This is a genomic window from Geomonas edaphica (assembly GCF_004917075.1).
Lineage (GTDB): Bacteria > Desulfobacterota > Desulfuromonadia > Geobacterales > Geobacteraceae > Geomonas > Geomonas edaphica.
Genome location: NZ_SSYB01000001.1, coordinates 61,932 through 74,256, shown reverse-complemented (window position 1 = coordinate 74,256; position 12,325 = coordinate 61,932). Strand labels below are relative to the sequence as shown.

Below are 12,325 nucleotides of genomic sequence, written 5' to 3'. Positions count from 1 at the left end.
TCCGCGTCTTTGCGTCTTTGCGTTGAAGCCTTTACGGTTCGCACAAAAAAAGCGGCCCCGCCGAAACGGGGCCGCTTTGTACTGCAAGGTCAGGCATTAGTCCATCTTGACGGGGACTTTTGCCCTGAGGACGAACTTGCCGTCCTTGACGTACAGAAGGCTGAGCGGGCTCTTGATCGGCTCGCGGTTTGCCTGCATGCTGATGGTGCCGGAAACGCCTTCGAACTTCTTGGTCTGTGCCAGAGCGGTCTTGAAGGTTTTCGCCTCAACACTGTTAGCACGCTTCATGGAGTCGACGAGGAGCATCACAGCGTCGTAGCCCTGGGCGTCGAAGAGGCCCGGGAGCTCGCCGTTATGCTTGGCCTTGAACGCCTCGATGAATTTGGCGGTAGCCGGGGATGCCTGCTCGGTGGAGAAGCCGAGAGCGGACATGGAGCCCTCGACAGCCGGGCCGCCCAGTTCGATGAATTTCGGGGAGAACAGGCCGTCGCCGCCGAACATCGGAGCCTTGAGGCCCTGCTTGCGCGCTTCCTTCATGATGAGGGCGCCTTCGGTGTAGTAGCCAGAGAACAGGATGACGTCCGGCTTCTTAGCCTTGATGTTGGTGATCTGGGCGGAGAAGTCCTTGTCGCCGTCCTTAACTTTCTCGTCGGCTACGATCTTGATGGACGAAACCTTGGCGGCCGCATCGCGGAAGGTCTGGGAGAGACCAACGGAGTAGTCGTTGTTGTCGGAGGTTACGATAGCAACCTTCTTGAAGCCGAGGTCTTTTGCGAAGTACTCGATGCAGGCCGGGATGGCGATGGAGTCGAGCAGGGTATCGCGGAAGATGTAGTCGCCTACCTCAACTACGCCCGGGCCGGTGGCGCCGGCGGAGAGGAGAACTACGCCTGCTTTCTGTGCGATCGGAGCGGCAACCTTGGTGATGCCGGTGGTCGGGTCGCCGACGATGGCGGTGACGTTGTCGCGGGAGATGAACTTCTGGGTAACAGAAGCGCCTTCCTGCTTGTCGCCACGGTTATCAGCCTCGACGATCTCGATCTTCTTGCCGAGCACGCCGCCGGCAGCGTTGACCTCGTCGGCAGCCATCTTCATGCCTTCGAGAGTCGGCTTGCCGAACATGGCAACGTCGCCGGTGAGGGCGCCGAGGAAGCCGATCTTCACGGTGTTGCCGGCCGGTTTGGCGGCCTCGGGTGCAGCGGCCTCTTCTTTCTTCTTGCAGCCGAACGCGCCGACTGCGAGCATTGCCACGAGAAGCAATGCGCTCATCTTCTTAAAGCTCATGCAAGTACCTCCTTAGTTTGATTGATTACATTGTCGCCAAGTTACAGTACGTCAACAGATTCTAGTAGTCACTGTACCTTTGTCAAGACAGTGACACTGAAGATTCTCTCCCCGGCACACAATGTACCGGGGAGAGATCATGCATTAGAAGCTGTAGTTTGCGATGAGCTTCATGTCCCACAGGTTGTCGGAATCGCCGCCGATTGCAATACCTTTGGCGTGGTCGCCAAGGATCACGTAACCACCACGTGCGCCGAGGGTCACGTTAGCAGTAAGCTTGTAGTAAGCTTCTGCATTGAGCTCGGTACCGAGGTACTTGCTGTCTGTGTTGTTGAGGTCTTTCGCGACGGCAGCGAAACCTGCGTTGGCGGCAGCGGTGATCTTGTCGGTGAAGTTGTAGTCGTAACCGATGGTGCCCATGATGACGCCTTCTTCGTTGTTGTTCACATCGTAGATGATGGCGTTGTCGATGGTGGTTGCCCACTTGTCGCGGCCGAGCATGATCATCTCGGAGTTGTAGAACTGGCCACCTTCGGTGTAGCCATTGTCGGAAGCCGGTACGTAGAAGGCGTTTTTGCCGCCGGAGACGTACAGGAACTCGGAGCGTGCGGTACCGCCGGCAAGAGCCATCTTGGCGCCGACGTTGAAGGCGTAACCCTTTGCATCCCTGCCGGTGGTCAGGTCGCCGAACTGCTTCACAGCGAAGCCGTCGAGGGAGAGGGGGCCAACTACACCGGCTGCGTTGAGGCCGAGGGTGTGAACTTTAGCTTCCGGGTAGACGGTGTATTTACCCGGGGTGTGGTTGTCGTTGATGTAGTAGTAAGCGGCACCAACAGTAAGATCCTTGGAGATAGTGTACTTGCCATCGAGGAGGTACATATCGAAGGCCTTGCTGCCGAGGGCATTGACGTCGGTCTTAACCTCTTTGCCGTCAGCGGAATCGTGGAAGCGGGAGTAACCTGCAGTTACCGTGGCTTTAGAGTACTCGTGGGAGAGTACGATCCCGGCCATGTCAGCATCGAACACGATACCTTTGAAAGCGTCGGATACCGGCTGCATACCGATCTTCGCGTTGATGGTCGGGTAGTTCAAGTCGAGGTAAATGTGCTTGGTTTCCATGTTGACGGTGTCCGCGCCGAGAGCGCCGCCGCCGCCACGGGCGTTTTCATAGGAGCTGTTCCCCCAGAAGTTGTAGTCGAACTCGAACTTGGTGACCAGTTTGACATGGTCGTCAGCCTTGGCGGTGTAGCCGAGACGGAGACGCTGCACGAAGTAGTTGGAGGTCGGGGAATCATCAATAAGGACCCCGGTGCCGGCGAAGTTGCCGGTGTCGAAGAAAGCGGTGAACGAGCCGGTAAACTGGTTTTCCAAAGCGAGTGCGGGGACTGCGGATGCTGCGGTGAGAGCTGCTGCTACTGCAACTACAAGCTTCTTGTTCTTCATTACTGCCTCCTCGTTGTTTTAGTGAATTGCAATTCCAGCTTGTGAAACGGTACTACGGTAAGTCAGAAAAAGACCTATCACCCCTTTCCTGTTGCTGAAGTAAATTACACCGGATACAAAAACTGGCCCCTACTGACGCAGGGGCCAGTTAAATTACAAAATCTGGCTCAGGAACAACTTGGCGCGCTCGTGCGTTGGCTGCGTGAAGAAGTGCTCTGGCGTCCCCTCCTCCACGATGCGACCAGCGTCCATGAAAATGACGCGGTCCGCCACTTCGCGCGCGAAACCCATCTCGTGCGTTACGACGGCCATGGTCATGCCTTCTTTAGCGAGGTCCTTCATGACGTCGAGAACTTCACCGATCATCTCCGGGTCGAGCGCAGAGGTCGGCTCGTCGAAGAGCATCAGTTTCGGCTCCATGGCGAGCGAACGCGCGATGGCAACACGCTGCTGCTGACCGCCGGAGAGCTTGCCCGGATAGGACTTCGCCTTGGAAGCAAGGCCAACGCGCTCGAGAAGCGCCATCGCCTTCTCCTCCGCCTCATGTCTGGAGCGCTTGCGCACCACGATCTGGGCGAGGGTCAGGTTGTCGAGCACGGTCTTGTGCGGGAACAGGTTGAAGGATTGGAACACCATCCCCACCTCTTCACGCACCTTGGTGATGTCCGTTTTCGGGTCATAGAGGTCCATGCCGTCGACAACGATGGTGCCGCGGTCGATTTCCTCAAGACGGTTGATGGAACGAAGCAGCGTGGACTTCCCGGAGCCGGAGGGACCGATGATGACCACCTTTTCGCCGTCGTACACATCCAGGGAGACCCGGTCAAGGGCACGGAAGGAACCGTAGACCTTGATGATCTCCTTTGCCTCTACCATTTTCCTGCGGTTATTTGTTGACACTGACACGCTCCTCCATAACGCCGATGATCTTCGAGAAGAACAAGGTGATGATCAGGTAAATCAGCGCGATGACCGTGTAGGTCTCGAAATAGGTGAAGGATTCGGAGGCATACTCGCGGCCCCGACGCAAAAGGTCGGCGACGGCGATGATGGAGACGAGCGAAGAGTCTTTCAAGAGCGCGATGAACTCGTTGCCTACCGGCGGCAGGATGACCTTGACCGCCTGCGGCAAAATGACGTGAATCATGGCCTGACGGCCGTTCATCCCGAGGGAGAGAGCCGCCTCGCGCTGTCCCTTGGCAATCGACTCGATCCCCGCACGGACCACCTCGCCCATGTATGCGCCATAGCAAACGGCCATGGCGATGATTGCGGAAAGGATGGCGGGGACCTTCACGATATTGCCGAGCGCATAGTAGATATAGAAGATCTGCACCAGCAGCGGGATACCGCGGATGATTTCGACGTAGAGAGAGGCGACGCCGTTGAAGAAGCGGTTCTTGGAGATGCGGCCCAAACCGGTGATGAGGCCGATGACGATGGCCAGAAGGATCGCCCCGAGGGTCACCTTGAAGGTAACTGCGATGCCGTCGGGTACGAACTTGAGAATCTCGAGGTACGGGTCGGGCTTGGAGTATGCCAGGTAAGAGATGGTGCCGATGGCGCCAAAAAACGCGATACGCCACGCGGTGAACAGACCGCGGTCGCTCTTACGGGGGATGGCCGCGCCGTCCCCTACATCAATGATCTGCTTCTTTGCTTCAATGCTCATGCTTTCTTCTGACCGTCCTGCGCCGGCATAACTTGTCGGCTTGTGTATTTGCTGCTCGGATCCTGCTCTGCCCGTAAATCGAAGAAAGCTCCTGCAGAAGCGGCCAACATGAGGCCATTCATTCCGCAGGAGCTTTTTCAGGTGTTATTTAAGCTGCCACTTCTTCTTGAGCTGTGCGTCGATCTTCTTCTTCTGGACGGCTGCGATGCCTTTGTTCAACTGCGCGACCAGTTCCTTGTTGCCCTTCTTCACGACGATGCCGTAGGCTTCCTTGGTGAAGGACTTGCCGACGATCTTGAACTTGCTGCTGTACTCTTTCTTCTGCAGCGCGTAGGTGATGGCGGTCGGCTCGTCGCAGACGACACCGGCGATGCGGCCGGCAGCCATGTCCTCAAAAGCCAGACCCACTTCGTCATAGGTCTTCAGCTCGACGCCGGCAACCTTCTTGACCTCCATCGCGCCGGTGGTGCCGATCTGGGCGCCGAGCTTCTTGCCCTTCAGGTCAGCGATCTTGGTCCCCTTCTCAGCCTTGGGAACAACGAGGATCTGACCGATCTGTACGTAAGGAACGGTGAAATCGTACTTCGCCTGACGCTCGGGGGTGATGGTGACCGAAGAGATGATGGCGTCATACTGGCCGGCTTCAACCCCGGCGAAGATGCCGTCCCAAGCGGTGTTCTTTACGGTAACCTGAAGACCGGCCTCTTTGGCGACGGCGTTGATGAAGTCGATGTCGAAACCAACGACCTTCTTGTTGGCATCCACGAACTCCATCGGCGGCCAGGTCGCGTCGGACGCAACGGTGATCGCCTTCTTGGGAACGGCGAATGCTGCGGACGCAACGCAGAGCCCCAGAGCCAGTACTGCAGTCAGAATACGAAGTGATTTCATGTTTCCTCCTTAATCGGGTTTAATATTAGGCGGAGTACACCATTCAGCTTTATCGCCGCATACTTTTAAAGGTATTCCACACTCTTGTCAACCACTTATTAATTAGGGATTGCGCTGGTTTTAAGCCCATGTTAACTTGTCATACCACAATTTAGTGAATTCAAGGTTTTATGGGGTCAAAATTACTTTGGGATCTGTCAAAAAAATTCGTGCTGGTATACTCCTTTTGATAACGACGTTCTTTTGGGGCGTCACCTTTACCGTGGTGAAGGACGCGATCAGCCAGGTAGACGTATTCGTTTTTCTGGCTCAGCGTTTCCTTTTTGCGACGGCGATCATGCTTCCTCTAGCCTTGGTTCGGGTCAACAAGATCAACTCCAGAACCCTTAGCCATGGTGCCATCCTCGGAGTCCTGCTGTTTGCTTCTTACGCCTTCCAGACTGTAGCCCTGAAGTACACCAGTGCATCGAATACCGGCTTTCTTACCGGGCTAAGCGTGTTGCTCGTGCCGCTTTTCGGCGCAGCGATCTTCAGACATTCCATCGGCAGCGGCATCAGATGGGGTGTCGGTCTCGCCACCCCCGGTCTTTTCCTTCTCTGCACCGACGGCAGCCTGAGCTTCAACCGGGGCGACGTCCTCGGTGCCATCTGCGGCGCCTGCGTCGCGCTGCACCTGCTTTACACAAGCCACTTCGCCCGGCATGCCGGTAACGACGTCTACCTCCTCACCACCTTGCAGCTCACCGTGGTCGGTCTGCTGAGTCTGGCCTCCGCGTCCTTTCGCGGCAAGGAGGTCTTCATCTGGCACCCGGAACTCCTCTGGACCTTGGTAGTCTGCGTGCTGATCGCGACCATCTTCGCCTTTTTGGTGCAGACCACCATGCAGAAGTTCATCAGCCCTGCTCACACCGCGCTCATCTTCTGCACCGAACCGGTCTTCGCCGCAGCATATGCGTATTACGCCGCAGGAGAAAGGCTCGGGGTCTTCGGCCTGATCGGAGCGATCCTCATCCTTGCAGGGATGATCGCTTCGGAACTGCTCCCTGAGGGGGCCCAGAGCGATGACGCCGTTACGGTGGCAGCGGAAGGTTGAACCGGCACTTGCCTGTTGACAGAGTTTCGTGGTTGTAATAATTCTTTCAGTCTGGCCAGACTCAATCACACGCACGTGCGGCTTATGCCGCGGAAGAAGGGGAAACTATGATCAACTCGGGAGACCACAGCGAGCTCAAGCATCATTTTGCCAGCGATAACTACGCAGGGATCTGCAGCGAAGCGTGGCAGGCGATGGCCGAGGCGAACAGCGGACTCGCCAGCTCCTACGGGGACGACCGCTGGACCGCACAGGCCTGCGAGAAGATCCGTGAAGTCTTTGAGAAGGACTGCGAGGTCTTTTTCGTTTTCAACGGCACCGCGGCCAACTCTCTTGCCCTCGCCTCGCTGTGCCAGTCATACCACTCCATCGTCTGCCACGAGATGGCGCACATAGAAACCGACGAGTGCGGCGCCACCGAGTTCTTCTCGAACGGCACCAAGGTGCTGCTGGTTCCCGGCGAGAACGGCAAGATAGACCTTGATGCCGTGGAGCATACCATCACGAAGCGCAGCGACATTCACTACCCGAAGGCCCGTGCCCTGAGCATCACCCAGGCGACCGAACTCGGGACGCTCTACTCTCTTGATGAGCTGCAGGGGATCGCGGAGTTAGCCAGAAAGTACAACCTGAGAGTGCACATGGACGGCGCCCGTTTCGCTAACGCGGTGGCATCCATGAACGTCGCCCCCAAGGAGATCAGCTGGCAGGCAGGCGTCGACGTCCTTACCTTCGGGGGGACCAAGAACGGCTTCGCCGTCGGTGAGGCGGTGGTCTTCTTCAACAAGGAACTCGCCAACGAATTCGATTACCGCTGCAAGCAGGCGGGGCAGCTCGCCTCGAAGATGCGCTTCCTTACCGCCCCCTGGATCGGCATGCTCGACAGCGGAGCGTGGCTCAGGAACGCGGCCCATGCCAACAGCTGCGCGAGACTCCTCGCCAACGAGATCAAGAAGATCCCCCAGGTGCGCATCATGTTCGAAAGCCAGGCCAACTCGGTCTTCCTCGAAATGGCACCCGAAGCACTGGAAGCGCTGCGCGCCAAGGGGTGGCACTTCTACACCTTCATCGGCTCCGGTGGCGCACGGTTCATGTGCTCGTGGGACACCAAGGTCGAAGAAGTCGCCCGGCTCGTCGCCGACATCAAGGCCTCGGTCGCCTGATACACAAAGGGGACGCCGTGATTTCGGCGTCCCCCCTTCTTTTCCACTCCTAACTGTTCCCATCTCCAGCGTCCGCACGCAAACCTTTACGCTCCAGCGTCTCTTAACACACCGGAACAGCTAAACCTCATCCGGATCCCCTTGTTTTGGTGAAACCAGATCTACAAACGAATGTCTTGTCGGCTAAAAATTATTTTTTTTGGCGAAAACATTTTTTTTGGACCTAAAACAATCACTTTTTAGGTTAAAAGTGTAATTTTCGAGCCTAAAACTAACGGTTTTCAGGTGAAAAATGAAAGTTTTTGATCAGAAAGCTTCTGTTTTGGGTAAAAAACTAACGGTTTTTGGTTCGAAACTTTCACTTTTTGGCAAGAAACAATTGTTTTTCCACCAAAAACAATCATTTTCCACACAGAAACTAGTGGTATCGGCAACTTAGCAGTGAACCCAAAACCCTAGCCTACCAGTTCAACCGCGGCCTTGGTCAAAATCCAACTGGTGCGCCTTTGTGAAGTAGCGCCGGTAGCCCTGGAGGACGATGAGATAGGCGGTAATGGCTACGGCCCCGGTGATGGCGCACATGATCGTCACCTGGTAACGCACCGCCACCATCGGTTCCGTCCCGGAGAGGATCTGTCCGGTCATCATTCCCGGCAGGGAGACGATACCCATGGCCGCCATGGTGTTGACCGTCGGCATGATAGCCGCCTTGAAGGCGTTTCGAAGCGCAGGCTTCGACGCCTGGCGTGCGCTCGCCCCTAGACACAGGGCGGTCTCGATCTCCTCGCGTCGCTCCCGCATCTCGGCTCCAAGCCGCTCCGCCGCGAGGCTCGCGCCATTCATAGAGTTGCCGATGATCATCCCGGCAAGCGGAATAAGGTAGCGCGGATCGTACCAGGGAGAGTAATGCACCACGAGGGTACAAAAAAGGAAGGTGACACTGCCGCAGCCGATGAGGAGCGAGACGCCGACCACGCGGTAAAAGCGCGGCACCTTTGTCTTGATGCGTCCGCCGATCACCTGCAGGGAGAAGACGCCCATAAGAAGCAGTATGGCGAGCACCGGCAGGGGACTCTTCACCGCGAAGATGAAGTGCAGCAGGTAGCCCACGGCAAGAAGCTGGAACACCATGCGCAGCGAAGCCCACAGCATCTGCCCTTCCTGCCCGATCCTCTTCAACCGGGCGAGCACCACCGCGAGGAGCACCAAACCATAGGCCACGAGCAGGTCCAGCAGACTCAAATTCACCAATCCCTGATTATCCACTTACCCCTCCTGATCAAGCGGTTCCGCAAAAAAGGCTTTCAAAGCCGCCGTCTTCGGATGAGCCAGGAGTTCCGCGCCCCTCCCCTCTTCCAGGATGCGTCCCGCCTCAAGATAGAAGCAGTAATCGGCCACCTTTTGCGTAAGGCGCAGATCATGCGTCACCATGATCATGGTGATGTTCTTCCCGTGGCTGATTTCACGCAAGGTCGAAGCCAGTTCATCCGACGTCCGGCGGTCAAGCGCACTGGTAGGTTCGTCCAAAAGAATAACTTGAGGTTTGGTGATCAAAGCACGCGCAACACCTACCCTTTGTTGCTGACCAAGACTTAAGGATCTGGCGTCACGTTCCAGCAGTTCCGGGTCCAGTTTCGCGAGCGACAGCACGTCCAGGACATCAACGCTGTCCGCCCCCGGCGGTGCCATCTGACGATACCTGAAGGGCATCTGCATGTTGTCCAGGACCGTCCCGTCGAACATGAAAGGCTTTTGCGGCACAAGAGCCACCAGACGCCGCAGTTCAAGGGGATCAAACGCCGCTATATCCCTTCCGTCAAGCTCGATGCGCCCTTCGCCCGGCTCGGTCAGACGGTTGATCAGGCGGATAAGGGTACTCTTGCCGCCGCCGGAAGGGCCTATGATGGCGGTGATTTCTCCGGCCTTGGCGGAAAAGGAAACGGAATCGAGCAGCCGCACGCGTCCACCATCGGGCCGGCGCCCGAAATACGACACGTTTGTCAGTTGAACCGAACAGACGGGGGGATTCACCACGGGGTTTCTCCTTCTTTTACAGAAAAAAGCACGGAGAGCGGCGCACCGTGCTTTTCAAACGTCGTCGTCAAGGTAACCTCTCGGGCAGGTTACCCGATGGAAGCAAGTTCCAGCCTGCCGCCCCAGCGCAGCATCAACTCTCCACGCAGCCTTTCGTGCCCCGGCATGCCGAGCTCCGGATCATGCTCCACCAGTGCGAAGGCTTCCTTCCTCGCCTGTTCGAGAACACCGCCGTCGCGCAGGATGTCCGCCACGCGTAACTCGGGAAGCCCCGCCTGCCGCGTCCCGAGGAAATCTCCCGGCCCGCGGATCTGCAGGTCCGCCTCGGCGATGACGAAGCCGTCAGAACTCTTCACCATCACCTCGAGCCTTTTCTGCCCATCCTCGGAGAGCCTGTCCCCGGCGAGCAGTATGCAGCGCGAGCGCTCGCTGCCGCGCCCTACCCTGCCGCGCAACTGGTGCAGCTGCGACAGTCCGAAACGTTCGGCGTGCTCGATCACCATCACGGTCGCGTTGGGGACGTCGATCCCCACCTCGATTACCGTGGTGGAGACGAGGATGTCGGTTTCACCCGCCTTGAATCCCTTCATCACCGCCTCTTTCTCAGAGGCACTCATCCGGCCGTGCAGAACGGCGACGCGCAGGTCAGGGAAAACCTCCTGCGCCAGGTGATCGGCCATCTGCACCGCGGCCTTCAGGTCGATCTTTTCCGACTCCTCGACGAGGGGATAGATGACGTAGGCCTGCCGTCCCTTCTGCACCTCCTCGCGCACCAGGGCGTAGACCTCGCGCCGGCGCGATTCGCGCACCATCCGGGTCTCTATCGGGGTGCGTCCAGGGGGAAGCTCGTCGATGACGGAGAGTGAGAGATCGCCGAACACGGTCATGGAAAGGGTGCGCGGGATGGGGGTCGCGGTCATGACGAGGATGTCGGGGTTCCCCCCCTTTTTCTTCAACAAGGCCCGCTGCACCACGCCGAAGCGGTGCTGCTCGTCGATGATGCCCAGCCCCAGCCGGTGAAACTCCACCTTGTCCTGGATCATGGCGTGCGTGCCGACCACGATCCGGGTCTCCCCGGAGGCGATTTTTCCGAGGGTGTCCCCCTTCCCCTTGATGCTGGCGGTCAGAAGCGCAACGGAGATGCCGAGCTGTTCGCAGAAGCGGTGGATGTTCAGGTAGTGCTGCTCGGCCAGAAGCTCGGTCGGGGCCATGATGGCCACCTGGTACTCGTTCTCGACGCTGACGAGCGCCGCCATGAGGGCCACGATCGTTTTGCCGCAGCCGACATCCCCCTGCACCAGGCGGTGCATCGGGTGCGGCGCCATCATGTCCTCCTTGATCTCGGAGAGGACACGCTTCTGCGCGCCGGTAAGGCTGAAGGGAAGGAGCTTCAAAAGCTCCTTGGTGTAACGGTGCGTCACCTGGAAGCTGATGCCGTCCTCGAGCGCGATGCCCCGCTTTTTCATGGCGAGCCCGAGTTGCAGGAAGAACAGCTCGTCGAAGGCGAGCGACCGATGCGCCTTGGAGCGGCCGCTGTTCATCTCGTCGATGGGGGCGGAAGGATCGGGCTGGTGCGCCTCCCGAAGCGCCACCGGAAGACTCAAAAGGTGGTGGCGGTGCAGCATAGACTCGGGGAGCGCTTCCTTTACGTAGCGGCTGTAGCGGGGCACCGCCTCGCGCATGATGCGGCGCATCACCTTCTGGCTCACCCCCTCGGTGAGCGGGTAGACAGGCAGAATGCGGCCGAAATTCTCAGGGTCGCGCGCCATGACCTGCTCGATCCCCTCCCCCTCCCCGGCCCATTCCACCTCGGGATGGTGCATCTCGCGCTGGAAACCGAACTGGTGCACGTCTCCTATGAAGATGCCGCGCCGCCCCGGCGTGAACTGTTTTTTCAGGAAGTTTGGCTGGAAGTTGAACCACTTGAGCGGCATGCTGCCGCTCTCATCACGGACGATCGCCTCGAAGTAGCGCCTCCCCCCCTTGGTGACCTGCGCCTCGGCGGATACCACGGTGGCAAAAAAGGCCTCGCTGTTCCCCGGGCGCAGTTCCGCGATACGCTTCAACTGGCGCCGGTCCTCGTAACGATGTGGCAGCAGGTAGAGGGCGTCCTCGACCGTGACGATCCCTTTCTTGGCAAAAAGATCGGCGAGCTTCGGCCCCACCCCCTTGATGGCGGTCATGGGGGTCTTCAACTCTTCAGGTACTGACACGGCTGCGGGAGTGGCTTTCAACGGCGTGGGAGGCGGAGCTGCGGAGGCGCTTGCCTTGGGCTTTGCGGCGTCCTTTGCTTGAGTCTGCCTGGTGACGCGCAGGGCGCCGTCGACGATCTCGACGCTGACCCGGTCGCCCGGGCGCAACTCAAGAGAGTTCCTGAGTTCTTCCGGAAGTTTAAGGGACCCGTCTGGCGCGAGTGTTATGATGGGCATGGGAGGAAAAGGAAAGCGCCCGGCGGTTGCTTCCGCCGGGCGCCGTTGTTGCTAATCGAAAAGCTGGTTGAGGTCGTTGACGATCTCGTCCACGCTGATGCCGTGGGCAGCGCACCCCTGCTCCAGGGACTCGTTCTGAGCGCCCATGCAGCCGATGCAGCCGAGGTTGTATTTGGCAAGCACCTTGACGACGTCCGGGTGCATCCTCATCACTGCGGCAAAAGTCATATCCTTGGTTACCTGAGCCATGTAAATCCTCCTGTTACGCGCGAAGCGTTTGGTTTGCGTTGCCGACGGGAGTCCCGCCCTTTTTGTC

The 12,325-nt window shown here is 58.3% G+C and carries 11 protein-coding genes; 2 read left to right on the top strand and 9 right to left on the bottom strand.

Translation table 11 applies throughout. The annotated features are described in order from the left end of the window. Positions 1-96: 96 nt before the first annotated feature. The 5 genes from E8K79_RS00310 to E8K79_RS00290 all read right to left on the bottom strand — a co-directional run bounded on the left by E8K79_RS00310 (position 97) and on the right by E8K79_RS00290 (position 5,290). Positions 97-1,284, bottom strand: coding sequence for an ABC transporter substrate-binding protein (locus E8K79_RS00310; RefSeq protein ID WP_135870278.1), 1,188 nt, complete (start codon positions 1,282-1,284; stop codon positions 97-99). A 144-nt stretch (positions 1,285-1,428) separates the two neighbouring features. Beyond that, positions 1,429-2,727, bottom strand: coding sequence for an alginate export family protein (locus tag E8K79_RS00305; RefSeq protein ID WP_136512957.1), 1,299 nt, complete (start codon positions 2,725-2,727; stop codon positions 1,429-1,431). A gap of 153 nt (positions 2,728-2,880) precedes the next feature. After that, entirely contained in the window at positions 2,881-3,627 is a 747-nt protein-coding gene (locus tag E8K79_RS00300; protein ID WP_162604569.1) for an amino acid ABC transporter ATP-binding protein, read from the bottom strand. Further along, positions 3,614-4,399, bottom strand: coding sequence for an amino acid ABC transporter permease (locus E8K79_RS00295; RefSeq protein WP_136512956.1), 786 nt, complete (start codon positions 4,397-4,399; stop codon positions 3,614-3,616). The genes E8K79_RS00300 and E8K79_RS00295 overlap by 14 nt, the downstream gene beginning before the upstream one ends. Before the next feature lie 144 nt (positions 4,400-4,543). Then, positions 4,544-5,290 (bottom strand): basic amino acid ABC transporter substrate-binding protein, encoded by a 747-nt coding sequence (locus E8K79_RS00290; RefSeq protein ID WP_136512955.1) that lies wholly within the window; start codon positions 5,288-5,290, stop codon positions 4,544-4,546. A gap of 226 nt (positions 5,291-5,516) precedes the next feature. On the opposite strand from E8K79_RS00290, the gene E8K79_RS00285 reads away from it, so the two are divergent. Both E8K79_RS00285 and E8K79_RS00280 read left to right on the top strand, forming a co-directional pair. Then, entirely contained in the window at positions 5,517-6,383 is an 867-nt protein-coding gene (locus E8K79_RS00285; RefSeq protein ID WP_246043641.1) for a DMT family transporter, read from the top strand. 107 nt (positions 6,384-6,490) lie between these two features. Further along, on the top strand, positions 6,491-7,546 hold the full coding sequence (locus E8K79_RS00280) for a threonine aldolase family protein (protein WP_136512953.1): 1,056 nt from the start codon (positions 6,491-6,493) through the stop codon (positions 7,544-7,546). Between the two features lie 468 nt (positions 7,547-8,014). Here E8K79_RS00280 and E8K79_RS00275 read toward each other — a convergent pair whose 3' ends face one another. From E8K79_RS00275 to E8K79_RS00260, 4 genes are all read right to left on the bottom strand, one after another. After that, entirely contained in the window at positions 8,015-8,812 is a 798-nt protein-coding gene (locus E8K79_RS00275) for an ABC transporter permease (RefSeq protein WP_136512952.1), read from the bottom strand. Continuing rightward, positions 8,813-9,580 carry an ABC transporter ATP-binding protein gene (locus tag E8K79_RS00270; RefSeq protein ID WP_136512951.1) on the bottom strand — a complete coding sequence of 256 codons (768 nt, stop codon included), beginning with the start codon at positions 9,578-9,580 and terminating at the stop codon, positions 8,813-8,815. An 89-nt stretch (positions 9,581-9,669) separates the two neighbouring features. Beyond that, positions 9,670-12,009, bottom strand: coding sequence for an ATP-dependent DNA helicase RecG (gene recG / locus E8K79_RS00265; RefSeq protein WP_136512950.1), 2,340 nt, complete (start codon positions 12,007-12,009; stop codon positions 9,670-9,672). Between the two features lie 51 nt (positions 12,010-12,060). Next, the gene (locus E8K79_RS00260) at positions 12,061-12,258 is read right to left on the bottom strand and encodes a DUF1858 domain-containing protein (RefSeq protein ID WP_136512949.1); all 198 of its coding nucleotides are present in this window, start codon (positions 12,256-12,258) and stop codon (positions 12,061-12,063) included. Positions 12,259-12,325 lie beyond the last annotated feature (67 nt).

Excerpts from the sequence above, each read along its gene's own strand:
- E8K79_RS00310 (WP_135870278.1), bottom strand. The coding sequence starts at position 1,284 with ATGAGCTTTAAGAAGATGAGCGCATTGCTTCTCGTGGCAATGCTCGCA.
- E8K79_RS00305 (WP_136512957.1), bottom strand. The coding sequence starts at position 2,727 with ATGAAGAACAAGAAGCTTGTAGTTGCAGTAGCAGCAGCTCTCACCGCA.
- E8K79_RS00295 (WP_136512956.1), bottom strand. The coding sequence starts at position 4,399 with ATGAGCATTGAAGCAAAGAAGCAGATCATTGATGTAGGGGACGGCGCG.
- E8K79_RS00290 (WP_136512955.1), bottom strand. The coding sequence starts at position 5,290 with ATGAAATCACTTCGTATTCTGACTGCAGTACTGGCTCTGGGGCTCTGC.
- E8K79_RS00280 (WP_136512953.1), top strand. The coding sequence starts at position 6,491 with ATGATCAACTCGGGAGACCACAGCGAGCTCAAGCATCATTTTGCCAGC.
- recG (WP_136512950.1), bottom strand. The coding sequence starts at position 12,009 with ATGCCCATCATAACACTCGCGCCAGACGGGTCCCTTAAACTTCCGGAA.
- E8K79_RS00260 (WP_136512949.1), bottom strand. The coding sequence starts at position 12,258 with ATGGCTCAGGTAACCAAGGATATGACTTTTGCCGCAGTGATGAGGATG.